Annotated in this window: 23 protein-coding genes, 1 tRNA gene and 1 pseudogene; 14 read left to right on the top strand and 11 right to left on the bottom strand. The window is 73.9% G+C overall.

Annotated features, from left to right (window positions below):
• Positions 1-3,046 (top strand): annotated as a pseudogene (locus tag ACXJKF_RS01745) (hypothetical protein); the annotation flags it as partial.
• Between the two features lie 21 nt (positions 3,047-3,067).
• On the opposite strand, the gene ACXJKF_RS01740 reads toward ACXJKF_RS01745, so the two are convergent.
• From ACXJKF_RS01740 to upp, 3 genes are all read right to left on the bottom strand, one after another.
• On the bottom strand, positions 3,068-3,733 hold the full coding sequence (locus ACXJKF_RS01740) for an SDR family oxidoreductase (RefSeq protein ID WP_456786010.1): 666 nt from the start codon (positions 3,731-3,733) through the stop codon (positions 3,068-3,070).
• Positions 3,734-3,828: 95 nt separating this feature from the next.
• Positions 3,829-4,095: a hypothetical protein gene (locus tag ACXJKF_RS01735; protein ID WP_456786009.1), complete on the bottom strand. Its 267-nt coding sequence runs from the start codon at positions 4,093-4,095 to the stop codon at positions 3,829-3,831.
• A gap of 199 nt (positions 4,096-4,294) precedes the next feature.
• Positions 4,295-4,930, bottom strand: a complete 636-nt coding sequence (upp, locus tag ACXJKF_RS01730; RefSeq protein ID WP_055919117.1) for a uracil phosphoribosyltransferase — start codon at positions 4,928-4,930, stop codon at positions 4,295-4,297.
• A 39-nt stretch (positions 4,931-4,969) separates the two neighbouring features.
• On the opposite strand from upp, the gene ACXJKF_RS01725 reads away from it, so the two are divergent.
• Positions 4,970-5,455 carry a nucleoside deaminase gene (locus ACXJKF_RS01725; protein WP_456786008.1) on the top strand — a complete coding sequence of 162 codons (486 nt, stop codon included), beginning with the start codon at positions 4,970-4,972 and terminating at the stop codon, positions 5,453-5,455.
• Here ACXJKF_RS01725 and ACXJKF_RS01720 read toward each other — a convergent pair.
• The gene (locus tag ACXJKF_RS01720) at positions 5,431-6,273 is read right to left on the bottom strand and encodes an NAD-dependent protein deacetylase (RefSeq protein ID WP_456786007.1); all 843 of its coding nucleotides are present in this window, start codon (positions 6,271-6,273) and stop codon (positions 5,431-5,433) included. The two genes, ACXJKF_RS01725 and ACXJKF_RS01720, sit on opposite strands and share 25 nt — an antisense overlap.
• A gap of 70 nt (positions 6,274-6,343) precedes the next feature.
• Here ACXJKF_RS01720 and ACXJKF_RS01715 point away from each other — a divergent pair.
• Positions 6,344-6,433: transfer RNA gene (locus ACXJKF_RS01715), tRNA-Ser, on the top strand.
• Between the two features lie 182 nt (positions 6,434-6,615).
• Here ACXJKF_RS01715 and ACXJKF_RS01710 read toward each other — a convergent pair.
• Entirely contained in the window at positions 6,616-7,575 is a 960-nt protein-coding gene (locus ACXJKF_RS01710; protein WP_456786006.1) for a hypothetical protein, read from the bottom strand.
• A 187-nt stretch (positions 7,576-7,762) separates the two neighbouring features.
• On the opposite strand from ACXJKF_RS01710, the gene ACXJKF_RS01705 reads away from it, so the two are divergent.
• Together ACXJKF_RS01705 and ACXJKF_RS01700 are read left to right on the top strand one after the other, a co-directional pair.
• Positions 7,763-8,383, top strand: coding sequence for a hypothetical protein (locus tag ACXJKF_RS01705; protein ID WP_456786005.1), 621 nt, complete (start codon positions 7,763-7,765; stop codon positions 8,381-8,383).
• Between the two features lie 232 nt (positions 8,384-8,615).
• On the top strand, positions 8,616-11,096 hold the full coding sequence (locus ACXJKF_RS01700) for an FtsX-like permease family protein (RefSeq protein ID WP_456786004.1): 2,481 nt from the start codon (positions 8,616-8,618) through the stop codon (positions 11,094-11,096).
• Between the two features lie 4 nt (positions 11,097-11,100).
• Here the strand turns inward: ACXJKF_RS01700 and ACXJKF_RS01695 are convergent, their stop codons facing one another.
• From ACXJKF_RS01695 to ACXJKF_RS01685, 3 genes are read right to left on the bottom strand one after another with little or no spacing between them, the layout of a single operon-like run.
• Positions 11,101-11,832: a phosphatase PAP2 family protein gene (locus ACXJKF_RS01695; protein WP_456786003.1), complete on the bottom strand. Its 732-nt coding sequence runs from the start codon at positions 11,830-11,832 to the stop codon at positions 11,101-11,103.
• Positions 11,832-12,506, bottom strand: a complete 675-nt coding sequence (locus ACXJKF_RS01690) for a phosphatase PAP2 family protein (protein WP_456786002.1) — start codon at positions 12,504-12,506, stop codon at positions 11,832-11,834. The genes ACXJKF_RS01695 and ACXJKF_RS01690 overlap by 1 nt, the downstream gene beginning before the upstream one ends.
• Positions 12,507-12,550: 44 nt before the next feature.
• Positions 12,551-13,429, bottom strand: coding sequence for a L,D-transpeptidase (locus tag ACXJKF_RS01685; RefSeq protein WP_456786001.1), 879 nt, complete (start codon positions 13,427-13,429; stop codon positions 12,551-12,553).
• Positions 13,430-13,588: 159 nt separating this feature from the next.
• Between ACXJKF_RS01685 and ACXJKF_RS01680 the strand changes: the two genes are divergently transcribed.
• The 5 genes from ACXJKF_RS01680 (at position 13,589) to ACXJKF_RS01660 (ending at position 18,933) form a co-directional block, all read left to right on the top strand.
• Entirely contained in the window at positions 13,589-13,975 is a 387-nt protein-coding gene (locus ACXJKF_RS01680) for a YciI family protein (RefSeq protein WP_456786022.1), read from the top strand.
• The gene (locus ACXJKF_RS01675; RefSeq protein WP_456786021.1) at positions 13,965-15,191 is read left to right on the top strand and encodes an RNA polymerase sigma factor; all 1,227 of its coding nucleotides are present in this window, start codon (positions 13,965-13,967) and stop codon (positions 15,189-15,191) included. Before ACXJKF_RS01680 ends, ACXJKF_RS01675 begins: the two co-directional genes overlap by 11 nt.
• A 5-nt stretch (positions 15,192-15,196) precedes the next feature.
• On the top strand, positions 15,197-15,991 hold the full coding sequence (locus ACXJKF_RS01670) for a tyrosine-protein phosphatase (protein WP_456786000.1): 795 nt from the start codon (positions 15,197-15,199) through the stop codon (positions 15,989-15,991).
• Between the two features lie 125 nt (positions 15,992-16,116).
• Complete coding sequence (locus tag ACXJKF_RS01665; protein ID WP_456785999.1) at positions 16,117-18,006, top strand: AAA family ATPase; 1,890 nt, start codon at positions 16,117-16,119, stop codon at positions 18,004-18,006.
• A gap of 9 nt (positions 18,007-18,015) precedes the next feature.
• Positions 18,016-18,933, top strand: coding sequence for an Fpg/Nei family DNA glycosylase (locus ACXJKF_RS01660; RefSeq protein ID WP_456785998.1), 918 nt, complete (start codon positions 18,016-18,018; stop codon positions 18,931-18,933).
• 37 nt (positions 18,934-18,970) lie between these two features.
• Here ACXJKF_RS01660 and ACXJKF_RS01655 read toward each other — a convergent pair whose 3' ends face one another.
• Both ACXJKF_RS01655 and ACXJKF_RS01650 read right to left on the bottom strand, forming a co-directional pair.
• Entirely contained in the window at positions 18,971-19,789 is an 819-nt protein-coding gene (locus ACXJKF_RS01655; RefSeq protein ID WP_456785997.1) for a hypothetical protein, read from the bottom strand.
• Positions 19,786-20,430 carry a DUF1684 domain-containing protein gene (locus ACXJKF_RS01650; RefSeq protein ID WP_456785996.1) on the bottom strand — a complete coding sequence of 215 codons (645 nt, stop codon included), beginning with the start codon at positions 20,428-20,430 and terminating at the stop codon, positions 19,786-19,788. Before ACXJKF_RS01650 ends, ACXJKF_RS01655 begins: the two co-directional genes overlap by 4 nt.
• A 56-nt stretch (positions 20,431-20,486) precedes the next feature.
• Here ACXJKF_RS01650 and ACXJKF_RS01645 point away from each other — a divergent pair, with 56 nt between their 5' ends.
• Genes ACXJKF_RS01645 through ACXJKF_RS01630 form a run of 4 tightly spaced genes read left to right on the top strand, consistent with a single transcriptional unit; the run spans position 20,487 to position 24,136 of the window.
• Positions 20,487-21,410: an LLM class F420-dependent oxidoreductase gene (locus ACXJKF_RS01645; protein WP_456785995.1), complete on the top strand. Its 924-nt coding sequence runs from the start codon at positions 20,487-20,489 to the stop codon at positions 21,408-21,410.
• Between the two features lie 49 nt (positions 21,411-21,459).
• Entirely contained in the window at positions 21,460-22,044 is a 585-nt protein-coding gene (locus ACXJKF_RS01640) for a CDP-alcohol phosphatidyltransferase family protein (protein ID WP_456785994.1), read from the top strand.
• Positions 22,041-22,919, top strand: coding sequence for a phosphatidate cytidylyltransferase (locus tag ACXJKF_RS01635; RefSeq protein WP_456785993.1), 879 nt, complete (start codon positions 22,041-22,043; stop codon positions 22,917-22,919). The genes ACXJKF_RS01640 and ACXJKF_RS01635 overlap by 4 nt, the downstream gene beginning before the upstream one ends.
• Entirely contained in the window at positions 22,916-24,136 is a 1,221-nt protein-coding gene (locus tag ACXJKF_RS01630; protein WP_456785992.1) for a 1-acyl-sn-glycerol-3-phosphate acyltransferase, read from the top strand. Before ACXJKF_RS01635 ends, ACXJKF_RS01630 begins: the two co-directional genes overlap by 4 nt.
• Here ACXJKF_RS01630 and ACXJKF_RS01625 read toward each other — a convergent pair.
• On the bottom strand, positions 24,079-25,329 hold the full coding sequence (locus ACXJKF_RS01625) for a glycosyltransferase 87 family protein (RefSeq protein ID WP_456785991.1): 1,251 nt from the start codon (positions 25,327-25,329) through the stop codon (positions 24,079-24,081). The genes ACXJKF_RS01630 and ACXJKF_RS01625 overlap by 58 nt on opposite strands.
• Positions 25,330-25,430 lie beyond the last annotated feature (101 nt).

Genomic DNA, 25,430 nt, shown 5'->3' with positions numbered 1-25,430 from the left:
CGGTGGCGCCGGTGCGGGTGCCGGTGGCGTGGCGGCGGGCGGCACGACCGCGGCCGGTGCGACGGCCGCGACCGGAGCCGTCACGGCGGTCGGTGCCGGAGCGGCGAGCGGTGCGGCCGCGACCGGCGGGGTGGCGGCGTTCCTGGCGGCGATCCCGCTCGGTGTCGCGGCGGCTGTCGTGGGGAGCGTCGCGCTCGCGGCTGTCGCGGCTGTCGCCATCGCCAACCTGCTGAGCTCTCCGGACGACCCGACGGCCGCCGCGCCCGCACCGACCTCCAGCGAGTCGGCGAGCAGCTCGCCCACGCCGACGCCCAGTGCCTCCGCGCTCGCGACGCCGCAGCCGACGGACATCCCGACCCCCGAGCCCAGCGACCTGCTGGACGACGACGACGTCGTGGTGGACGACGACGCGTTCGACGACGGCGACGTGACGGCCGACGGTCCCGGCGACACCGAGACCACCCCGGCCACCCCCACCACCCCGACCGTCCCGACCGTCCCGCCGGTGGTCCCGACGCCCCCGGTCGACCCGCCGCCCCCGCCCCCGGCGCCCGCGTCGGTGTCGATCGACGTGCCGCCCGGCGGGCTCACCCTCGAGGCAGGGCTCGGCGGCCAGGAGCTCGTGGTCGGTCTGCTGAACAGCGGCGGCACGGCCGCGACGGACCTGGTGGCCGAGGTCACCCTGCCCGACGGCGTGACGCTCGACGGCGTCGCGGCAGCGGCTCTCGAACCACTCGGTGGAGGCCGCTTCGCGGTGATGGGTGCGGCCGGCTGGCTGTGCGTCGTCGGGGACGGCGCCACGATCGCCCGGTGCACTCTCGACCGGCTCCCTGCCCTGTCCACGTCGACGCTGGTGCTGAGCGTCTCGATCGACGAGGCGTTCGACCGGGCGGACGGCGAGATCGGTCTGCGCGTCGTGGGTGCCGGCATCGACTACGTCGCCCCGCCGATCCGGCTCGCCATCGCGCCGTCGCCGCCCCGCCTCACGCTGCGCACCGCGCCCGCTCCGCTCGCCCTGGTCAACGGTCGGACCCGCCAGCTCGACCTGCCCGTCGCCAACCTGGGCGGTACGGGGATCGCCGCCGGTGCCGGCACGGCGACCGTCCACCTGCCCGTGGGCGTCACGGGGACCACCACGCCGGGTTCGGCATGGCTCTGCACCGGTGCGAGCCCGCTGACCTGCCACCCGGGCGCGGTCGCCGCCCGCACCGACGTCCCGCTCTCACTGCAGCTGTCGGCCGCGACGACGGGTGTGCCGACCAGCGGTCTGCTGGCCGTCGAGCTGGCACCGAGCGGGCGGCATGCCTCGGAGACCGTCACGGTCCCGTTCACGATCCAGCGTCCCGCGGCGTTGTCGATCTCCGGCCCCGGTGCGGCGACGGTCGCGGTCGGGAACGCCGTGAGCATGCCGCTGACCGTCTCGAACACCGGCGAGCTGCCCGCTCAGGACGTCACCGTCACGCTCGTCAGGCCGGAGGGCGTCGCGTTCTGGTCGCCCGCCGTCTCGAACCGCGACTGGACCTGCTCCGACAGCACGGCGCCGACCGTGGAGTGCACGACCGGCGTGATCGACGCGGGTGCCTCGCGGAGCCTGCCCCTCGGCCTCAAGGCGGTCTCGGGCTCCTTCGGCGCGATCGGCACGGTGACCGTGTCCGCCGCCGCACCCGACGCCGACCCCGCCGCCGCGTTCGGGATCGCCGTCGACGCGCTGCGGCCCGTGCTCACCCTGGCCGAGGGAGACCCGCAGGTCGGGCTCGGCACGGGCGGCACCGGGACCGCATACTTCACGGTCGGCGCGAGCGTCGCCGACGCGGAGGGCACGCGGGCGACCCTGCGTCTGCCCGTCAACCTGCGTGCCGACCTCGACTTCGCCTCCGCGCCGTCAGGCGCGTGCGTGGCGACGGACCAGCGCACCGTGACCTGCGACCTGGGGACGGTGTCCGCGGACTCGGTCGTGCAGGTGCTCGTCGGTGTCCGGTCGGTCGGCAGCGCGCGCGGCACCGTCTCGGTCACCGTGGAGGCCGCCGGGGCGACGACGCAGCGCCAGAGCACGGTGACGACGTCGTCCGGGGGCCTGGACGTGCGCGACAGCTTCACGCACGCGGACGTGACCGAGATCGGCGCCCCGCTCCTGTCCTGCTCACCGACCGTGACCACGTGCGCGTCGGCGATCGAGAAGGGCGACCGGGACAACAACTCGTTCGCCATGGTGCCGCTCGACGAGGCGCCTCCGGTCCCGAAGGGGCCGCGCAGCTCCGTGCCCGTGTCGTCGACCGCGAACCTTGCCGTCCCCGACGGGCGCGAGATCCTGTTCGCCGGGCTGTACTGGTCCGCGAACGCGGGCCCCAAGGACGCGTGGAGCGGTCCGCTCACGACGGCACGGCTGCGGGGACCCGGTGGCTCGTACACCGAGGTCACCGGCGAGCCGATCGCGGAAGCGACCGACAACGCCGGTCGTCGCTACTACCAGTCGTTCGCCGAGGTCACGGACCTCGTGGGAGCGGGCGGGACGGGGGCCTGGTCGGTGGCCGACATCGCGGTGAGCGCCACGTCCACGGACCCGGACCGGAGCTACTACGCGGGCTGGTCGCTCGTCGTCGTGTACTCCGCCCCGGCGTCCGAGGCATCCGTCACGGTGTACGACGGCGGGCAGTGGATCGGTCACGCCGGGCTGCCGCGCGCGTTCGACTTCGCCGCCGACGCGGGCACCCTCGCCCGGATCGGCGTGGTGGCCTGGGAGGGCGACCGCACCGGGACCGGCGACAGCCTGGTGCTCGGCGACACGTGCCTGGGCGCCCCGGGTGCCCCTGTCCAGCGCTCCCTGGTGCCCGTGGGCGGCTCCGCGTCGAACGCCTTCGACTCCACCGCGACCGGCTGGCGGGCCATCAACTCGCTCGGCACCGACGCGAAGGGGTTCCGCCCGGTCCGGCTCGCGTGCGACGTGAGCTCGCTGACCGCGACGACTGCCGGTGATCAGTTCCTCATCGGAGCCATCACGCTCCGGTCCGAGCCGGTCCCCCCGGTCGAGGAGCAGGCGCGCGGCTGAGCGCTGCCCGGCTCAGTCGGCTCAGTCGGCTCGTTCGGTGACGGCGGCGACCGCCGCGTCGGTGGGCACGACCCCGGCGATCAGCTCGAGGGCCAGCCCCGCCGTGCGCGGCTCGTGCAGCAGCGCGACGAGGACCCCGGCGACGTCGGCCCGCGGGACCGAGCCGCGCGGGACGGAGTCGTCGAGCCGGACCGAGCCGGTCGCCGCGTCGTCGGTGAGCCCGCCGGGGCGCAGGATCGTCCAGTCGAGGTCGCGGGCCCGCAGGTCCAGCTCGGCGGCCCGCTTGGCGACGAGGTAGGCGGCGAACACCTCGTCGGTCCCCGGCGGCGGGGGAGCGCCCGCGCCCATCGACGAGACCAGTACGTACCGCCGCACGCCCGCCTGCTCCGCGCCGTCGGCGAGCAGCCCGGCCGCAGCCCGGTCCACGCTGTCCTTCCGGGCGATGCCGCTGCCCGGTCCGGCGCCCGCGGCGAACACGACCGCGTCGGCCCCCGCGATCGCCTCGGCCACGTCCCGTGCGTTCGCGCGCTCCAGGTCGAGGACCACCGCCTCGGCGCCGTCCGAGACGACGTCGTCGACGTGCCGGAGCTGACGCACCAGAGCCACGGGAACGTCCCCGCGCGCCGACAGTGCCCGGGACAGGTGTCGCGCCACCTGACCGTGGCCCCCTGCGATCGCGATGCGCATGACACCCACGGTAAGCACGACGACCGGGACCTGCGAGCGGGGGGCGCGCTGCCGGCCCCACGCCCCCAGAGCGCGAGGGCCGGCAGCGCTGGTCCTCAGCCGGCGTCCCCCGGGTCGGCGAGGACGTCGAGGAGCCGGAGGTGACTCATGCGGTCGCCGAGGCGGTGCACGTCGTCGGACCCCGCCGGCGCGAGGGACAGCGCCGTGTACGTCTCGGCGCCGGGCAGCATCTCGGTGGCGAACTCCCGCAGCACCTCGGCGACCTCGGCCAGGTCACCGGGTGCGCGGGCGATCCCCTCGGGCAGGCTCACGTACAGGAGCAGGCCAGGCTGCGGGGCGGGAAGCTGAGCGGGAAGTGCCATGACGTCTCCGGGGTGCGCGGGCCGCGTGCCCGGCGGACGGGCGGCGGTGTGTGGTCGGGGCCTGGTGGATCAGGACCGATGACACGCGCACGGATACGCGGCGGCGAGGCGCAGCGCAGACGTGGTCATGAGGGGACTGTCGCACGCCCGCCCGTCGTCACCAAAGGGGATTCGTCAGCATCCCAGGAGGTGGGACGGATCAGACCACGCCGTACAGCCGGTCGCCGGCGTCCCCGAGCCCCGGCACGATGTACGCCTTGTCGTTGAGCCGCTCGTCGACGGCCGCGACGACGACCGACACGTCCGCCCGGTCGCCCACGGCCTGCTCGACGACCGCGAGGCCCTCGGGGGCGGCCAGCAGGCACACGGCGGTGACGTCGCGGGCGCCGCGCGCCAGCAGGAAGTCGATGGCGGCGACCAGCGTGCCGCCCGTCGCGAGCATCGGGTCCAGCAGGAAGCACTGGCGGCCTGACAGGTCGTCAGGGAGGCGGTTCGCGTACGTGATGGCCTCGAGGGTCTCCTCGTCGCGCTGCATCCCGAGGAAGCCGACCTCCGCCGTGGGCAGCAGGCGCGTCATGCCGTCGAGCATGCCGAGCCCGGCGCGCAGGATCGGCACGACGAGGGGACGCGGGTCGGCGAGCTTGACGCCGGTCGTCGCGGTCACCGGGGTGACGATGTCCACGGACTCGACGTGGACGTGCCGGGTCGCCTCGTAGGCGAGCAGGGTGACCAGCTCGTCGACCAGGAGGCGGAAGGTCGGCGACGCAGTGTTCTGGTCGCGCAGGACGGTGAGCTTGTGGGCGACCAGGGGGTGGTCCGCGACGTGCAGGCGCATGGCCTCAACCTACCCGGCGTCGTACGCGATGATGCCTCCATGACTCTCCGTCCGTGGCAGGCGGCCGACGCCTGGGCGATGGGGCTCGCGCTCGACGAGGCGCGCCGGGCGGCGCTCACCGGGGACGTCCCTGTCGGCGCCGTGGTCGTCGGCCCCACCGGCGACGTGGTCGGCCGAGGCCGGAACCGTCGCGAGGTCGACGCCGACCCCACCGGCCACGCGGAGATCGTCGCGCTGCGGACCGCCGCCGACAGGCTCGGGCGGTGGCGGCTGGACGACTGCACCCTCGTCGTGACCCTGGAGCCGTGCCTCATGTGCGCCGGCGCGACGGTCCTGGCACGCGTCCCGCGACTGGTGCTCGGCGCGTGGGACCCGAAGGCGGGGGCGTGCGGCTCGCAGTGGGACGTCGTGCGGGACCGGCGGCTGAACCACCGCGTCGAGGTCGTGGGCGGGGTGCGCGCCGACGAGTGCGGGCTGCTACTGCAGCGGTTCTTCGAGGCTCAGCGCGGTGTCGGCAGCTCCTGAGCCAGCTCCGCCAGCGTCTCCGACGTCCCCGCGTCCAGCGTCACCGCCGCGTACTTGTCCCCGCGGGTGGCGCCCCGGTTCACGATGACCACCGGCTTGCCCGTCTGGGCCGCGTGCCGCACGAACCGCAGCCCCGACTGGACCGTCAGCGACGACCCGGCGACCAGCAGCGCGTCGGCAGCGTCGACCATCGCGTACGCCCGCTCCACCCGCTCCCGTGGCACGTTCTCGCCGAAGTAGACGATGTCCGGCTTGAGCATCCCGCCGCACGCGCTGCACGCCGCGACGACGAAGTGGCTGGTCTGCTCGATCACCGCATCGGCGTCCGGCGCGATCTCGATGTCCGCGACCGCCGCGGTGAACCCCGGGTTGAGCGTGTCGAGGCGGTCGGCGAGCTCCGCGCGGGAGATCACGATGCCGCAGGACAGACAGCGCACCCGGTCGTAGCGGCCGTGCAGGTCGATCACGTGCCGGGAGCCCGCCGCCTCGTGCAGGAGGTCGACGTTCTGGGTGATCAGGCCGGTGACCACGCCGCGCTGCTCCAGCGCGGCCAGCGCGCGGTGTCCCGCGTTCGGCATCGTCCGGTGCACGTGCCGCCAGCCGACGTGGTTGCGGGCCCAGTAGTGACGGCGGAACGCCTCGTCGCCCGTGAACTGCTGGAACGTCATCGGCGTGCGCGGCGGCGAGTCCGGACCGCGGTAGTCGGGGATGCCCGAGTCCGTCGAGACGCCCGCTCCCGTGAGCGCCGCGAGGCGGTGGCCGGCGAGCACCTCGACGACGTCCGCCAGCGAGCCGGCAGTCATCGGGCGTGCATCCATCGGTCCACCGTACGACGGTCGGACGACCGATTCGTGGGACGGGCTCCCGACCAGGTACCCTTCTCGCCGAGGTAGCGTGTCCGAGCGGCCTAAGGAGCACGCCTCGAAAGCGTGTGTGGGTGAAAGTCCACCGTGGGTTCAAATCCCACCGCTACCGCCAGTCGAAGGGCCCCACCCGCATGAATCTGCGGATGGGGCCCTTCGTCGTTCCAAGGTCACGGGAAGCTCACCGCTCTGGGCTCGTGCTGCCGTGTTCCGCCCGCTTGGTCGACCAGGCGGTGAAGGCGAGCCGCACGTCCGGGTCGACATGGACTCGCGGCACGGGAGTGAGCTCCTCCAACCTCACCGCGTGACGGAGTACGCGACGCCCTCGTAGGCGTATCGAGGATCGGTGGCGATGAGGTGGGCCTTCTCGGCGGCGCTGGCTGTGTAGAAGTGCTTGCCGAAGGTCGACGCCCAGAACCGGTAGAGGGGCGTGGTCCCGGGCGGCGAGGTCTTCGAGAACGCGCAGTACGACACGCCCTCGTAGGCCCAGCTGGGGTCGGTGGCGATGAGGTGTGCCTTCTCGGCCGCGCTGATGGTGTAGAAGTGCTCCTCGACCGTCGAGGAGTAGAACCGGTACACCGGGGAGCCTGCGGGGCACTCACCGTTGCCGTTCGCCTTCACTGCGCGGAACGCTCGCCCCTCGAGGACCCAGTCACGGTTCTGCGAGAGCCTGTCCATCTCGTCCTCGTCGGTCGTGTAGAGGTGGCCGTTGCCGAACGTCGGGCTGAAGTACCTGTAGACCGGCGTGTACACCACGTCCTGGGTGTCGCACACCGCCGTCGAGTGGTCGCCGTCCCAACGGGTTCCGGTGCCGGACGCGTTGGGGACCTCGACCCAGGACGATGTCGGCACGGCCTGAACGGAGCACGTCACGGGTTCTCCGGGAGCGGCGCCGAACGCGATCCAACCTGGAGCGTAGGCCGTCGGGAACGCCGGCCCGGTGGTCGGGCCAGGGAACCATCCCGTCTCGACGTCGAGGTAGTACCTCGTGGCCTGAGCGAGGTTGAAGGAGAAGGTGCCATCGGGGCCGGTGATCACCGTCTGCCGATCCCTCTGGCGTTCCGCTGAGCCCTCGACCGTGTAGACCATGATCGAGGCGCCTGCCGCTGGGACGTCGGTCCCGGCCACGAGCGCCACGCCGGACACGGTGCTGACGACGACCGGCGCGGAGGTGGCGGCGGTGGCGCCGCCCAGGACGAGCGCCCCCAGGGTGGCGACGCCGAGAGCGAGGGCGGTTGCTGACGCGCGGCGTGACATGTCGCTCCGGGTGACGGGCTCGGGTGGGGTCCGGGCGGGCCCATGCCGGAATGTAGAGGGGCGCCCCTGTCCCGACAAGGCCGCAGCCACGCCGGGAAGCGCGGCGGACCGGCGTTCACTCGTTCGGCCCAGACCGTCGAACGACGATGCCGACGCGTGCTGGGCTCCCGCGCGCCAAGATGTCCGCGTGACCCTCTACGCGCAGACCCCGTGGCGACGTGCCCGCCAGATCGTCGCCGACCTGATCGTCGTCTGCTGGGTGGTCCTGTGGGTCCGCGCCGGGCAGCGGGTGTACGACGTCGTTGGGCAGCTGGCGGCTCCCGGGCGGACGCTGGAGGCTGCTGGGTCGTCGCTGTCGGAGAGCCTGACGTCGGCCGGTGACACCGTCGCGCGCGTCCCGCTCGTCGGCGACGACGTGCGCGCGCCCTTCACGGCGGCCGGGGGCGCGGCGGACTCGATCGCCGACGCGGGTGTGGAGGTGCAGGAGGGCGCCCACCAGATCGCGCTGGTGCTCGGGCTGACGGTCGCCGCCGTGCCGATCCTGCTGGTCGTCGGCGTCTGGCTGCTTGTTCGGGCCCGGTTCGTCAGCCGAGCCCGCGCGGCCGGACGCATCCTCGACTCCGCGGCCGACCTGGACCTGTTCGCCCTGCGGGCGCTCGCGACGCAGCCGGTGCGGGCGCTCGCGCGCGTGAGCGACGACCCGGCGAACGCGTGGCGCCGCGGGGATCCCGAGGTCGTCCGCGCACTCGCGTCCCTCGAGCTGGGCTCGCTCGGCCTACGAGCGCCGGTCCGGTCGATGTCGTCCTGATCGTCGCGGCGGACGAGGTGGGAGGACCAGCCCGACGTCATGCCCAGACATGACGTGCGCCTGGCGGAGTACCGCTGCCGGTTGATGTGACGCCTCGGCGCCCACCGGGACGCTGGCAGCGACCCGGTCCGGCCGTACGACGAGGGAACATGACACTGGAACTGGCCGTCGCCGCTGGCGCGGCGTACGTGCACGCGACGGACGACCACGCAGCGCTGCCGGTGGCTGACCGATGAGGACCGTCGTGCTCGCGGGCGTCCGCGCGAACGGGTCCCGGCTCGTCGCCACGGGCGTCGCGGTCGTCCTGTCCGTCGCGTTCCTCGTCGCGACCCTCGCCGTCTCCGCGACGTTCCTGCGGTCGACCGAGAGCTCCCTGACGGCGGGGATGGCGAACGCGGATGTGTGGGTGGGGGTCACGGACGACGCGGTGCTGCCGACCGAGGGCGGCGACGCGCTCCTCGCGCAGCTGCCGGTGGTCCGCTCCGCTGCTCACGTCGTCGCGGCCGACGCCGAGCAGAGCACGTTCGGCGAGCTCCGCGTGGGCGGAGTGCGGTCGTCGGCCATGGTCGGCGCGCTCCTCGACGAACCGCTGCGCTGGCAGCAGCTCTCGAGCGGGGTCTGGCCGCAGGAGCCGACGCAGACCACGCTCGACGCTGCGGCCGCGTCGTCGCTCGGCGTCGTGATCGGCGACTCCGTCTCGGTCCGGCCGTACGGAGTCCCCGCCGTCTCGCTGACGGTCGTGGGTCTCACGTCCGACGAGGGTGCCGCGATCGGGCTGGACGTCCCACGTCTCCTCGTGACCCGCGAGGCGCTGGTGGCGACGGGCGCCGTCGCGGTCGCCTCCGAGATCCTCGTCCGCGGCGACGGCGCACCCGACTCGGAGGTTGCGACCGGGGTGAGTGCCGCGCTCGGGTCGGTGCCCGGGATGCTCGTCCTGACGCGTGCGGAGGCCGTGCAGCACCGGGTCGCCCAGCTTGCCGGGAGCGCCACCGTGCTCACCGCGGGGTTGCTCGGATTCTGTGCGATCGCCTTGCTCGTCGCAGCCATCGTCATCGCCAACACCTTCCATGTCCTCGTCGCGCAGCGCACCAAGGAGCTCGCACTCCTGCGGTGCATCGGCGCCGGCACCGGGCAGGTGTACCGGCTCGTGCTCGGCGAGGCCGCGGTCCTCGGAGGCATCGCCTCCGTGCTGGGCGTCGCGGTCGGGCTTCCCGGAGCACTGCTGCTCACTGCCGTGGGCGGTCTGTCCGGTGGGCTCGTCGTCTCGCCGGTGGTGCCCGTCGCCGGCGTGCTGGTCGGGGTGCTGCTCACCGTCGTCGCGGCGTGGCCGCCGGCACGTCGCGCCACGCGGGTGCTGCCGGCGGAGGCTCTGCGCCCGGTCGACGTGATCCCGGCCGACCGGCGCGGAGGGCTCGTGCGGCTGGCCGCGGCGGCTCTCCTCCTGGTGGCCGGCGCGGTCGGCGCTGTCGCCGCGACCGTGGACGGCGGGTTCGCGCTCGCGTTCCCTGCGGCGGCGCTCTCGTTCCTGGGGGTGCTGCTGGTGGCGCCCTACCTGGTCCCGTGGTGCGTGGGAGGGGTCGGGGCGCTGGTCGCGCGGGTGTCCGCGCCCGCCCGGCTCGCGGCCGTGAACGCGACACGCAACCGGCGGCGCACGACGGCCACGGCGACCGCGCTCCTCGTCGGCGTGACGTTCGTGACGATGATGGTCGTGGCGACCGCCTCGGTGCGCAGCTCGGTGAACGCGGAGATCGACACGAGCCGACCCATCGACCTCGTCGTCGTCTCGTCGGACGAGGGGGGAGTCAGCGCCGCCGTGCGCGCCGCCGTCGCCGGGCTGCCCGAGGTCGCCGGCACCGCCGAGGTCACCGGTGGGTTCCCCGTCGTCCTCGCCGCGGCCGACGGGCCCACGAGCGAGCTGACCGCACGGGGGGTCGATCCTGCGGCGACGCAGCGGGTGGCCCACGCGCCCGTCGTGCTGCCCGGGCCCGGCGCGGTGCTCGTGCATCCCGACGACGCCGGCGCGCTCCGCACGGGTCAGACGGTGCAGGTCAGCAGCGCGGACGGTGCGACGGATGCCGTCGTGGAGACCTCACCGAACGTGAGGCCCGGCACGATCACGATGCGCGCTGACGAGCTCACGAGCGTCCTGCCCGCGCCACCGGTCGCCGAGGTGCAGGTGCGGCTGGCGCCGGGGCTGACGGGCGCCGAGGTGCAGGGTGTCGTCACGACGGTCCTGACGATGGACGACCGGCTGGACGTGGGCGGCGGCGCGCCGGAGCGGGCGATGTACGCGCAGATCCTCGACGCGATGCTGCTCGTCGTGCTCGCGCTGCTCACCATCGCCGTCGTCATCGCCGTGGTGGGGATCGGCAACACGATGGCGCTCTCGGTGGTCGAACGGCGTCGGGAGTCGGCCGTGCTGCGCGCCCTCGGGCTGACCGTCCGGCAGCTGCGCGGCATGCTGGCCGTCGAGGCGGCGCTCATCGCGGTGGTCGCGGCGGGGCTGGGGGCCAGCCTGGGCATCGGGTACGCGTGGACGGGCGTCATGGCGCTCGGCGAGGAGGCGACCAAGCTGCCGATGCATCTGGACGTCCCTGTCGGCTCCGTCCTGACGATCGTGGCCCTCGCCGTGCTGGCCGGTGTGGTGGCCTCGCTGCTGCCGGGTCGGCGCGCCGGCCGGGTCTCCCCGGTCGAGGCGCTCGCAGTCGACTGACGCGTCAGCGCTGGACGAGGCTGCGGGCCTTCGACGCCGCCGAGGTGGCCGACGACGTGTCCCGGCGCAGGTAGTTCCACGCGAGGAACGCGCAGACCAGCCCGTTGAGCAGTCCCATGGTCACGTCGGAGAGGCTGTGCATGCCGCGGTAGAGGCGGGCGGTGCCGACGGCGACGGGCACGAGCAGGCAGACGACGGTCACGACGATGCGCAGGGCGCGGTTCCCGATGCGCTGGGCGAGCATCGCGAGGACGACGTAGAACGCGGTCGACGCCCCGGTGTGGCCGCTGGGGTAGCTGGAGGTGGGCGGCGAGTCGTCGAGCTTCTCGACGTCGGGACGCTCTCGGCCGACGACCAGGGCGGCGGTCATGAACACGATGGCCTGCACGGCGATGGCCTGCGGCGGGACGATCGCGAGCCACCACTGCTTGGTGCGCCACCAGAACAGGGCGACGAACAGCACGCACGCGCCGATGATGAACTCGGTGGTGCCGATGGCGGACAGGACGGCGGTCACCGCGTCCAGGGTCTCGGTGCGCTGCGCGACGAACCACTCGTTGACGGCGGCCTCGCCCGGCAGGTTGTCGAGCGGCCCGGTGATGAGGAGCCCGACGCCGACGATGACCAGCCAGAGGCCGACCGCGGGCAGCAGGACGCGGACGGCGAAGTCCCGCCAGGCCTCCTTGCGGGTGGGCGCGGACGTGTCCAGCTCGTAGCGGTGCAGGAACGTGTGCATCACTTCTCCTGGTCGGGGGCCGTCGCGGACCAGCCGCTGTAGCCGAGGTAGGACGCACCCGCGAGGGCGGTCCCGAGGGCGATCCCTGCGACGACGTCGGAGGGGTAGTGCACGCCGAGCATCACGCGGTCGACGGCGGTGAGGATGGTGCAGGTGGCGGCGACGAGCGGGACGACCACCCGGCCGCGCGGGCCGAGCAGGGGCCAGACCAGCAGCGTCAGGGTCAGGGCGACGGCGGCGGTGTTCGTCGCGTGACCGGACGGGAAGCTGGAGCCGGGGGCGTGCGCGACGGCGTCCTCGACGACGGGGCGGGCCCGCTGCACGAGGCCCTTGGCGCCCAGCTGGAGCGCCCACGCGGCCATGATCGTGAGGAACGCCCACAGCGCCCGGGTGGTCAGGCCGTGCCGGCGCCAGACCCAGACGCAGACCAGCGTCGCCGCGAGGTTGACCCACTTCGCCTGGAAGAGCTCCTGCCAGACGAGCAACGCCTGCTGGAGGGCGGGGTGGTTGCGGGTGTACTCCGTGGCGGCCTGGATGGTCTTCTGGTCGAGCTCGACGACGACGTGCGCCTGCGCCCGCACGAGGTAGGCGAGGACGGCGACCGGGATGGTGAACGCGATGCCGAACGCGGCCGCGCGCAGGAGCGCACGGCGGCGGAGCGGCAGGGGTCGCATCCCCGGAGGCTAAGGGCGGGACAGGCCGAGCGCGCGTCGAGAGGCTAGACGGTGGTGACGACCGTCCCCGCGGGCGCCTGCCAGACCAGGTCGAGCACGTCATCGCCCACCCGGACGCAGCCGTTGGACACCTCGCCCACACCGCGCAGCGTCGTCGTGTGGATGGCGGTGACGGCGGTGCCGGTCGGCTTGTCGTAGTGGTCGATCGTCTCGCTCTGCGTCGACAGCAGGAGCACGCGCGGGGTCGTCGTGCCGGGTTCCAGCCACCGTGTGCCCAGCAGGAACGCGGGGACGTGCGGCGTGGGTGTGCCGGGGGCGCCGGTGGCCTTCACGGGCAGGACGTGCGTCGTCGTGCCGTCGTCGACCGTGATCGTCTGCGCCGCGGTGTCCACCTGGATCGACCAGTCGGTGCCGGCGGGCGCCGTGTCCGCGGAGTCGATCCAGACGCTGCGACCGTTGGTCTGCGCGACGTCCTGGCTGGGCAGGGCGCCCCGGGTGGCCACCATGACGCGCAGCCACCGGCCGCGCTGGTCGATCACGGGGAGCGTCGTCGGCACCTCGAGCGTCAGCGGGGGGACCACCCCGACGGCGGTCCCGGCCGGCGCGACGCGACCCGCCGTGTCGCGCAGCACCACCACGGTCTGCCAGCGGCCGAGCGCCGGGTCGGCGTTCTCGCGCTGCGTCAGGCCGTCGAGTCCCGGCAGGCCGGGGACGACGTGCAGCAGGTCGATGACCGGCAGCGCGCTCAGGTCCGCGGCAGGAGGAAGGGCGACGGCCGGTGGGGCGGCCTTCTCCACGGCGACCGGCGCGGCGACCCGCACCGGGGCGGGAGCCGCCGGGGTCACCGGCTCTGCGCACGCTCCCGCGAGGGCGGCCACCATCACGGCGGTCACCATCGCGCGCACCACAGAAGTCCTCGTCATCCCCGCCATGGTGCGCCCGCGTGCCCGCCCGGGCCAAACCTCACCTGTCGCCGTCGGCGGATCAGCGACAGGATGCGTGTCGAGAACGTCCGTGCGGCTCCGACCACCGGACGAGCGGGCCGCCCGTGGCCCGGAGAGACGGAGTGCATCGTGAAGTACATGCTGCTGATGAACTACTACGTCGAGGGCGTGCCGCCGATCGACCAGTGGGCGCCCGAGGACGTCCAGCGCCACATCCAGTTCCAGCAGGACCTGGGGGCGGAGCTCGTGGCCAGCGGGGAGTTCGTCGACGGGCAGGGGCTCGCGTGGCCGGACGCCGCGAAGCTCGTGCGCAGCGACGGGGTGTCCGCCCCGGTCGTCACCGACGGTCCGTTCGCGGAGTCGAAGGAGTTCCTCGCCGGCTACTGGACGGTCGACGTCGAGGACGAGGCGCGCGCGATCGAGATCGCCGCGAAGGCGTCCTCCGCCCCGGGACCCGACGGCGTCCCGACCCAGCAGGTGATGCAGGTCCGCGCCGTGATGGAGGCTCCCGCTCCTGCCGAGTGACGGAGGCGTCGAGGACCTGCTGCGCGAGCTGGCGCCGCAGGTCCTCGGCGTGCTCGTCCGCCGGTCCGGGGACCTCGCGGACGCCGAGGACGCCCTGCAGGACGCACTCCTGGCTGCCAGCACCCAGTGGCCCGCGGACGGGGTGCCGGACAACCCGCGCGGCTGGCTCGTCGTCGTCGGCCAGCACAAGCTGGTGGACCGGTACCGCAGCGAGGACGCCCGGCGGCGCCGCGAGGAGCTCGTCGGCACCATGGAGGCGGTCGAGCGGGCCGACGCGCCACAGGCCGACGACTCGCTCCTCCTGCTCTTCGGGTGCTGCCACCCGGCGCTCAGCCCGGCGTCGGCGATCGCCCTCACGCTGCGGTCCGTGGGCGGCCTGACCACCGCGGAGATCGCCCGGGCGTTCCTCGTCCCGGAGCCGACGATGGCGCAGCGGCTGAGCCGGGCCCGGCGGACGCTGCGGGAGCTCGACGGGCCGTTCCGGATGCCGTCGCCGGAGGACTACGCGGAGCGGCTCCGCGCGGTCCTGCGCGTGCTGTACCTGATGTTCAACGAGGGCTACGCCAGCACCACCGGCCCGGCCGTCGCCCGCGCGGACCTGGCGGTCGAGGCCCTGCGCCTGACCCGGACCCTGCACGCGAGCCTTCCCGACGACCCCGAGGTCACCGGGCTCCTGGCCCTCGTGCTGCTCACCGACGCCCGCCGCCCCGCCCGGACCGGCCCGCACGGCGAGCTGGTCGCGCTCGCCGACCAGGACCGGCGGCTCTGGGACGCCAGCATGGTCGCCGAGGGCATCGCGCTCGTCGAGGACGCGCTCGTGCGCGGCGCGGTGGGGGAGTACCAGCTGCAGGCCGCGATCGCCGCGGTGCACGACGAGGCCCCGAGCACCGACGCGACCGACTGGCCGCAGCTGCTCGCGCTGTACGGGCTGCTCGAGCGGATGACCGGGAACCCGATGGTCACGCTCAACCGCGCGGTGGCGCTCGCCATGGTCGACGGCCCCGACGCCGGGCTGGCGCTGCTGGCGACGCTCGACGACCGGCTGCCCGGGCACCACAGGCTGGCCGCGGTGCGCGGTCACCTGCTGGAGCGGGCCGGTCGGCCGCAGGAGGCCGCCGACCAGCTGCTGGCGGCGTCGCACGGGACCACCAGCCTCGCGGAGCGCGACTACCTGCGGGTGCAGGTGGCGCGGCTGCGACGAGGGCTGACACCCTGAGCCGCGTGACCGTCGACCCGCACATCCTCCTGTCTCCCGCTGTCACCAACCTCCGGGACCTGGGGAGCCGGGCCACCGCCGACGGCGGCACCGTCGCGACGGGTGTCGCCTACCGGTCGGCCGAGCTGGCCGACTTCTCCGTCACCACGGACGCCGCGCTCGCGGACCTCGGCATCCGGACCGTCGTGGACCTGCGCACGGACGCCGAACGGTCGGGACGCCCCGACCAGCTGCCCGCCGGTGCGCGGCTCGTGGTGCTCGACGCGCTCGCGGACATGCCGGAGGGGGCGGCCGCGCAGCTGCCGACGCTGCTCGCGGGCGGCGACACCGCGGTCCTGGCCGACCTCGACCTGGCCGGGCAGATGCTCACCGTCTACCGGCGGCTCGTCGTCGGGCGCGCGGCCCGGACGGCGTACGCGGCGTTCGTGCGGACCGTCATCGACCCCGAGCAGCGCCCGGTGCTCTTCCACTGCACGGCGGGCAAGGACCGCACCGGCTGGGCGGCCACGATCCTGCTGCTCGCCGCCGGGGTGGACGAGGCCGGCGCCATGGAGGAGTTCCTGGCGGTCAACCCAGCGGTCCGCGTGACGTTCGCGCCGCTGCTGGAGCAGCTCGCCGCGGTCGGCGGGGACCCGGAGCTCCTGCGGCCGCTGCTCGAGGTCCGCGCGGAGTACCTTCAGGCGGCGCTGCGCACCCTGCACGACGAGTTCGGCACGTTCGAGGCCTACCTGACCGACGGTCTCGGGCTGAGCCCGATCGAGGTCGAGGCGCTCCGGAGGACGCTGCGCACCGACGGGTGACGCGTTGGACCGTTCGGGTGGTCCGGTATGTCCGATATTGCCGACTCCCTCGGTCGCACCCACGATGGGCAGATCGCACCTCCCGCGACGCAGCGTCGTCTGAACCCAGGCGCCGAGGGAAAGGCATGCCTGTGGTTGACGAGATCACGTCCCCCATCCGACGAGGCGCGCACGACATCGCCGTCGAGCGCGACCGGGTCCGCCGCCGGCGGGTGTACCGCACCGCCGCGTTCGTGATCGCGGTCGAGACGTGGGTCATCGTCAACGCGCTGCTGGGCCGTCCGATCGTGCCGGAGCTGCCGGCGATCGACCCGCTCGTCCTGGTCCCGGTGCTGTTCTTCGGTGCCCTCCTGCTCCTGCTGGCCGGGACGCAGATGGGCTCCGCCAAGTCCCCGCACGTGGTCGTCCGGCCCGAGCAGGTGGACGTCCGGCTGGACGACGTCATCGGCATCGACCCGGTCAAGGAGGACGTGCGCCGCTCCATCGACCTGTTCCAGACGCACAAGCAGTTCGCGGAGCAGATGGGCGGCACCCCGCGTCGCGGCCTGCTGTTCGAGGGCCTGCCCGGGACCGGCAAGACGATGACCGCGAAGGCCATGGCGGCGGAGGCCGGCGTGCCGTTCCTGTTCGTCTCGGCGACGTCGTTCCAGTCGATGTACTACGGCGCGACGGCCAAGAAGATCCGGTCGTACTTCAAGGCCCTGCGCAAGGCCGCCCGCACGGAGGGTGGGGCGATCGGGTTCATCGAGGAGATCGACGCGATCGCGATGCGCCGCGGCGGCATGGCGTCCGCGATGGTCGCCGCGAGCCCGTTCGACGCGTTCCGCGTTCCGCAGACGGTCACCAACGCGGTGGTCAGCGAGGGCACCGGCGGCGTCGTGAACGAGCTCCTGGTGCAGATGCAGTCGTTCGACCAGCCGACCTCGTCGGACAAGCTCGTCAACTGGTTCATCGCGCGCATCAACCTGCTGCTGCCGGCCGCCCGGCAGCTCCAGCAGCGCAAGCCCGTCAAGGCGCCGATCCTGCTGATCGCCGCGACCAACCGCGCGGACTCCCTCGACCCGGCTCTGCTGCGACCCGGCCGCTTCGACCGGCGGCTGACCTTCGCGACCCCGGACGCGGTGGGCCGGCGCGCGCTCGTCGACCACTTCCTGGCCCGGCGCTCCACCGACTCCGAGCTCGACGACCCGACCCTGCGCGACCGGCTGGCCGCGGCGACCAACGGGTGGACCCCGGTGATGATCGAGCACCTGCTCGACGAGGCCCTGGTCAACGCCCTGCGCCGTGGCTCGATGGCCATGACGTACGCCGACGTCGAGCACGCCCGCATCACCGAGATGGTCGGCATCGGCCACCCCGTCCGCTACACCGACGGCGAGCAGCGGCTCATCGCCACCCACGAGGCCGGTCACGCGGTCACCGCCTGGCTCGCGGCCCCGAACCGGACCCTCGAGGTGCTCACGATCATCCGCCGCGGCGACGCGCTCGGGCTGCTCGCGCACGGCGACTGCGAGGAGGTCTGGACACACTCGCACTACGACCTGCGGGCGCTGGTGCAGATCGCGATGGGCGGCTGGGTGGCCGAGGAGCTGTTCTTCGGGCAGACCAGCACCGGTCCCGCCGGGGACCTCGCCGCGGCGACGCGGACCGCCGCGCAGATGGTCGGCGCGGCGGGCATGACCGGCTCGCTCATCTCGTTCGCCGCGACGCCGCACGACCTGGTCTCCGCGGTCCTCAGCGACACCCAGGCCCGCGCCCAGCTCGAGGCCGTCCTCGACGACGCCCGGACCACGGTCCGGCGGCTGCTGTCCCGGCACCGCCACCTGGTCGAGGCGCTGCGGGACGCGCTGCTGGAGCGGCACGAGCTCATCGGGTCGGAGATCACCGACGTCCTCGAGGCGGCGACGCTGGCCCAGGAGCAGCTGCTCGCGCAGGAGGAGAGCGACAGGACGGCAGCTACTGCGGCTGGGGTATCAGCGGCCGGCGCGGCGGCGGAGCGGCTCCGGGTGGCTTAGCCTTCGGGCGTGCCCGAGGGTCATACCGTCCACCGCATCGCTCGCCAGCTCACCCAGGACCTCGTCGGTCACCGGCTTGCCGTCAGCTCCCCGCAGGGCCGGTTCGCAGCCGGCGCGGCGCGGGTCGACGGGCAGGTCCTCGTGGCCGCGGACGCCGTCGGCAAGCAGCTGTTCTGCACGTTCGAGTCCGGCGACGTCCTGCGCGTGCACCTGGGGCTGTACGGCGCGTGGGACTTCTTCGGGGTGCTGACGCCCCTGGTGCCGGGTGGTTTCGCGGCCGGTTCGATGGGGGCGCCGCGCCTGCGCCGGGCCGTGCGGATGGGCGAGGGCGAGCAGGAGAGCGCCGTCGGCGAGGTGTTCCCGCCGGAGCCCGTCGGGCAGGTCCGGGTGCGGCTGGCCTCAGCGGAGACCGTCGCGGACCTGCGCGGGCCGACCGCGTGCGAGGTGCTGGACCCCGCGGAGGCCGCCCTCGCGGTCGCGCGGCTCGGTCCCGACCCGGCGTCCACCGACGACCTGGACGCCGCCGGGGAGGTCATGGTGGACCGCCTGACCTCCCGGAACGTGGCCGTCGGTCAGCTGCTCATGGACCAGTCGGTGGTCGCGGGCATCGGCAACATCTATCGCGCCGAGCTGCTCTTCCGGGCGCGGCTGGACCCGCACACCCCCGGTCGTCGAGTCCCCCGCGAGGTGGCGCGTGCGCTCTGGGACGACTGGGCGGTGAGCCTGGCCGACGGCATCGAGCGGGGCTTCATCCTCACGCGCGAGGACCTGTCGGAGGCGCAGCGCATCGAGGCCGCCACCGACCCGACCCTGCGGAACTGGGTCTACCACCGTGCGGGGGAGCCGTGCCTGGTCAGCGGCACCCCGGTGGTCGTCGAGGAGATGGCCACCCGCAAGCTGTACTGGTGCCCGACCTGCCAGGTCTGACGCCCGACCACGCCCTGGGTGACGTCAGCCGACTGCCTCAGTCGAGCCCGAGCAGCGACCGCCACGCGCGGTGGTGCTCGACCGTGACGCCCTCGTAGCCGGGGAGCGTGCCGAACGCGTCGGCGACCAGCGCAGTCTCCTGCTCCAGGACGTCCGGACCCTCGTCGATGAACGTGAACTGCGCCCCGCCCGCGACCTCGGCGGTGTCGGTCTCGACCCCCACGGTGAACGGCAGTCCCGCCGCCGACGCCGCGAGCACCGCCGGGCCGGCGAGCGCGACGATCCCGTCGGGACCCTGCGCGTGGTCGCTGAACGCGACGACCCCGACCCGTCCGACCCGGGCGAGGATGGCGTCGAGCAGGGTGCCGCCCTCCCACGCCTCGTGCGCGAGCCACCACGGGGTGTCGACCCCGAGCGAGACACCCGCCGGCAGTGCGGCGAGCACCCCGTCGAGGAGCGTCAGCCACTGCGCGCACAGCTCGTCGCGGTGCGTCGGCCAGCCGGGGGTCGCCCACGGCTCGACGTCGAGCTGGATGCTGTCGCTGGGGCCGGAGCGCAGGGCGGTCAGCGCCCAGGTGACCGCGAGCGACGGCTCACCGAGCCACCCGGGGTCGCCGCCCAGCGGGCCGACCGCGATGCCGGCCGTCTGCAGCGCGGTGGTCGCGGCGCCGAACCAGTCCCCGACCGGTCCCTCGTCGGCCGCCCAGGGCGCCGACAGGAAGACCCGCCGGAGCGCACGGTCCTGGCAGAACGCGACGAGCGCCGCAGGTTCGGCGGGCGCGTAGCCCCGGCCGCGGGCGTCGACGTCGGGCGCGACGGGGTTGTCCCACGCCCACATCGACGTGAGCGCGCTCATGGCCGCATCCGTTCGCCCACCGGCACGTCCACCGCGAGCGTGTTGGCGCGCGTCGCCAACGGGCAGGTCCACGCCGGGTCGTAGGCGCACGACGGGTTGTACGCGAAGTTGAGATCGATGACGATCCTGTCCTGTGCCATGCCGAGATCCGCCCCCTTGATGGTGTCCAGCAGGTACCGCCCGCCGCCGTACGTGCCGCCGGGCTTCCCCGCCAGCGCGTCCTTCAGCGGGACGAACAGGCCGCCCCCGTAGCCGCGGAGCACCCACACGGCGAGCATGCCCAGGTCGCCCAGCACGACGGTCCCGATGCGCTCGAACGGCACCACGCCGTCCGCGCCGACGCTGACGTCGAGCCGCTGGGCGGTGGCGGGCAGGACCTCGCACTCGAACCGGTACGCCGGGTCGTGGTGCGGGATGTCGAGTCCCTCGAACGACGCCTTCGCCGCCGCGTCCAGCGGGGACGCGGGGTGCTCGGCGAGCAGCTCGTCGCGTCGCTGCACCCAGACGCCGTGCGCGGCCGTGGGGTCGTCGACCGCGATCCGGCGCACGTCGGCGTAGATCCCGGCGACGCGACGGCGCCAGTCCGCCACCGCGAAGGGCTCGTCGGCAGGATGGCGTCCGGTCACGATGGCGGGGATCACGTCCACACCGTCGCACGGCACGCAGTGCGGGGTCGACCTGTGTGAGGGTGGTCGGCATGGATCTGCGCATCTTCACCGAGCCCCAGCAGGGGGCCACGTACGACGACCTGCTCGCCGTCGCCAAGGCCACGGAGGACCTCGGCTTCGACGCCTTCTTCCGCTCCGACCACTACCTGAGCATGGGGTCCGGCGACGGTCTGCCGGGGCCCACCGACGCGTGGACGACCCTGGCCGGCCTGGCGCGCGAGACCAGCCGCATCCGCCTGGGCACGCTGGTCTCGTCGGCGACGTTCCGGCACCCGGGCGTGCTGGCGATCCAGGTGGCGCAGGTGGACCAGATGTCCGGCGGCCGCGTCGAGCTGGGTCTCGGTGCCGGCTGGTTCGCGCAGGAGCACGCGGCGTACGGGATCCCGTTCCCCGAGAAGCGGTTCGGTCTGCTCACCGAGCAGCTCGAGCTGATCAGCGGCCTGTGGGGGACACCTGTGGGGGAGCACTACGACTTCGCGGGCGAGCACTACCAGCTCAAGCACTCCCCGGCGCTGCCCAAGCCCGTGCAGTCGCGCGTGCCGATCATCGTCGGCGGCAGCGGACCGAAGCGGACGCCGGCGCTGGCCGCGAAGTACGCCGCCGAGTTCAACCAGTCGTTCCCCGCGCCGGCTGACGTCCAGGGGCGCGTCGAGACCGTCCGGGCGGCGTGCGAGGAGGCCGGCCGGGACCCGTCGACGCTCACCTTCTCCGTGGCGCAGGTGCTGTGCGCGGGTCGCGACGACGCCGAGGTGGCCCGACGGGCCGACGCGATCGGGCGCGACGCGAGCGAGGTGCGGGCCGTCGGGTTCGCCGGGACGCCGACCGCCGTGGTCGACCGGATCGGCTCCTACCGCGAGCTCGGCATCACCCGGGTGTACCTGCAGGTGCTGGACCTGCACGATCTGGACCACCTCGAGCTCGTGGCGTCGGAGGTCGCGTCGCAGCTGGGGTGAGCTGGGGGCAACCGGCACGGCGCTGTCGCGACTTCGCTAGGGTCCCGGCATGCGCGGCCTGTATGCACTCAAACCCTGGTACACCCGACGGCTCGACGGCATCGTCCGGTGGTCGGTGCGTCGGGGTGTGTCTCCGGACGTCTTCACGTGGCTCGGTGTGCTCAGCGCCGCGGCCGCCGGCGTCGCGATCGCCGGCGGCTGGTGGTTCCTCGTGCTGGTGCTGCTGGCGGGTCGGCTCGCCGGCGCCAACCTGGACGGGGCGGTCGCCCGGGCGCGGGGCGTGTCGCGGCCGTGGGGGTTCGTCATCAACGAGGTCGGGGACCGGGTCAGTGACCTGCTGATGTTCGCCGGCCTCGCCGTCCTGCTGGCGCGCGAGCAGGGCACGGTCGGGCTCGTGTTCGTGCTCGTCGCGGCCGTCACCGCGATGCTGCCCACCGTCGCGTCGCTCGCCGGTGCGGGGGCAGGTGCGCCGCGGCTGAACGGGGGACCGTTCGGCAAGACGGAACGGTGCCTCGCCGTGGTCCTCCTGACGGCGGCACCGAGCCTGTCGCCGATCCTGCTGCCGATCATGATCGGACTGTCGCTGGCGACGGCGAGCACGCGCCTGCGTGAGCTGCGCCGACTCCTCGCGTGAACCTCGTCCCCGACCTGGAGCTCCACCTCCGGCTCGCCGGGTGGCACCTGGACCTCGAGGGCCGGCCCGTCTGGCTGCTGGCCGTCAGCGTGACGATCCTGGCGCTGGCGGCCGTCCCGGTGTTCCTCTCCGGCAAGCCGGAGCTCCGCCGTCGCTGGACCACCTGGGCGCTGATCCTGCCCGTCATCGGCATCCCCATGTGGCTCGGGCCGGGGCCGACGGCGGCGCTCGCGGCGCTGCTCGCGCTCCAGGCGGTGCGCGAGTTCGCCGCGATGATGCGGCTGCCCCGCGCCGAGACGGTGCTCCTGCTGGTGCTGGCGGTCGTCTACCCGCTGGCGGCGTGGCTGGCACCGGACCTGCTCGCCCTGGTCCCGCTGATCGCGCTGCTCTGCGCGGTCCCCGCGCTGCTGGCCGGCGACGCGGAGCGAGGGCTCGAGCGCGCGACCCTGACGGCCTTCGGGTCGATCTGGCTGTGCTGGTCGCTGGCCAACCTCGTCCTCGTCGGCAGCGACGCCTACCTGCTGTGCTTCGCGGCGGCCGCCACGGACATCGCGGCCTGGTGCGGAGGGACGGGGCTGCGGCGGTTCGCGTGGGCGCGCCGACCACTCTCCCGGCTCAGTCCGAACAAGACGGTCGGCGGTATGGTCGGAGCCGCCGTCGGGGCTGCGATCGTGCTGGTCGTGCTGGACTCCGCCTCGCCGGGGCTGTACGTCGCCGTGCTGCTCGGAAGCGTCGGAGGAGACCTGTTGGAGTCGATGGTGAAGCGTCGCGCCGGGGTCAAGGACGCCGGGGCGTGGCTGCCCGGCTTCGGTGGCCTGCTGGACCGCGTGGACTCCCTGCTGCTCGTCCTGCCGCTCGCGGCGGTGCTCGCATGACGTCGCGCCGCCGGGTCGGTCTGCCGCCCGGGTTCAACCTGGCCGGTGCCGTCCGGCACACGCTCTGGCGCAACGTCTTCCACCTCGTGGGCGGGTACAAGGTGCGGGGCTCCGCGCCGTACGAGGCGATGGTCATCGTCGCCAACCACAGCTCGCACGCGGACACCCCGGCGCTGATCGCCGCCTTCCCCGCGCCGTACAAGCCGGTGGTCGTCGCGGCCGAGGACTACTGGTTCGAGAAGGCGTGGATGCGGCTGGGCCTCAAGCTGGCCATCGGCGCCGTCCCGGTGCACCGCACGGGCGGGGGCTACTCGGGGCTGGTGGACGGCGCCCAGACGGTGCTGGGCACCGGGTCCAGCCTGCTCGTGTTCCCGGAGGGCACCCGCAGCACCGACGGCCGCCTGGGGGAGCTGCGCAGCGGGGCCGTCCGGATCGCCCGCGAGTTCGACGTCCCGATCCTGCCCGTCGCCATCGTCGGCACCCGCGACCTGCTGCCCAAGGGCGGCGGCGTGCACCCCGGACCGGTCGAGGTGCGCCTTGGCCACCCCATCCAGCCGGAGGACCTGGTCGACGACGACATGTCCCCGGTCGTCCACCAGCTGGAGGCGCTGCTGGCCGAGGGCCCCGCCACCGCGTCGGAGTCCCGCACGTGGCGCACCCTGCACCGTGCGATGGACGGGAAGGTCGGGATGGCCGGCGCCGCCGCCTGGGGGTTCGCGGAGGCCGTCAGCTGGCCGGTGACGATGGAGATGTACCTGGCCGTCGTCGGCGTCGCGAACCCGCGCCGGATCCTGCCCGCAGCTGCCTGGCTCACCGCCGGGTCGGTCGCGGGCGTCCTGGTCACCTCGGAGCTGACCCGTCGCGGTCTGCGGCCACCGGCACCGCTGACCACGACGACGATGCGCGACGCGGCAGCGCAGCACATGGCGTCCGGCGCGCGCGGCATCTGGAAGCAGGCGGCCAACGGTGTCCCGGTCAAGCTCTACGCCGCCGCGGCGGGGGACGCAGGTACGCCGCGGATCCCGCTCGCGGTGCACACTGCCGGTGCGCGTGGCGCGCGCGCGGTGGCGATGGGGGCGGCGATCGGCGGAGCGGCCGTCGTCGGGCACCCGGTGCTGCGACGGTTCTACGTGCCGTACCTGGGCATCCTCGGCGTGACCTACGCGGCGGGGCTCGCGCTGGTGATCCGCTCCTGGCGGCGCAGGGCGTCGGGCTGATCGTCGTCGGGCAGCGGCCTGACCAGCGCCACGACGGTGTGCACCAGCAGCACCACGAGCGCGATGTTCCGGGCGGCCAGCGTCAGGGTGACGCCGGGCCCTCCGTAGACGATCTCCGGGTAGAACCAGGGGAACACCACCTGCGTCGCCGCCGCCGTGCCGAGGACCAGCCACGCCGTCGTCCGCCAGCCGGGCAGCCGCAGTGCCAGGGCGACAGCCACGGGCGGTGCCAGCCAGCCGATGTACTGCGGCGACCCCACCTTGTTGAACACCAGCATCGCGAGCGTCAGGAGGAGGGCCCCGCGCACCAGCAGCTCGGTGCGCGCGATCCCGCCGGACCACATCCGTGACCCCAGCTGCTCGCGCCGCCACCAGAGCAGCAGCGCCGCGGCGCCGAGCGCGACGAAGAAGAGCGCCCCCAGCACGTCCGCGGCGCCCTGCGTGCCCGGACCCTTGATCTCCCAGGTGACGATCGGCTCGTTGAGGTACCGCGTGATGGACGTGGAGAACAGCCCGGCGACCAGCCACGGGGTGGCCCCGGGCGACTCGATCTGCAGCCCGCGGTCCTCCTGCTCGGTCAGGAACGACGTCACGTGGGGCAGCCCGCCGAGCGCGGCCACCGTGCCGACGACCACGACGCTGACGATCGCGGCGGGCACCACGACGCTGCGCCACGGCCGGCGCACCGCGACGAACAGCGCGATCAGCAGCGCCCCGGGCGCGACCTTGACCCACGCGGCAGCCGTCAGGAGTGCGGAGGTGATCCGTGGGTGGTTCAGCGCGATCGACAGCGCGACGACGACCACGGGAGCGATGACGGCGTCGAGGCGGCCCATCGCGACGGGCCCGAGGAGCACCAGGAACGCGAGCCACCACCAGGCGCCGACGGCCGTCGGGGGCTCCTGCGGTCGGTCGGGGCGGCGTGTGTGCAGCAGGAACGCGAGCGCGACCGCGTCGAGCACGGTGATCATCAGCGCCCAGACCGCCGGGTACGCGGATCCGCCCCCCGAGCCACCGACCGCGGCGGCGAGCATGGGGATGATCGCCCCCGCCGGGTACACCCAGGAGCCCGAGAGGACGGGCCACTGTCCCTCGTTGATCCCGAGCCACATCCAGTAGCGGTACAGGTCGAGGTCCCAGAAGGCCTCCTGGGGGATCAGGACCAGGCCGACCAGCGCGAGCCAGCCGTGCACGACGAGGAACCCGACCCAGACGGCCGTGGTGGAGTGCAGCAGGCGGCGGAGCAGCGCGACCTCCGAGGCAGTGGCCGGACGAGGCCGACGAGCGGGCAGGA

The organism is Cellulomonas sp. P5_C5, assembly GCF_054049655.1.
The sequence above is the reverse complement of the archived record's forward strand: the minus strand, read 5'-3'. Positions and strand labels throughout refer to the sequence as shown.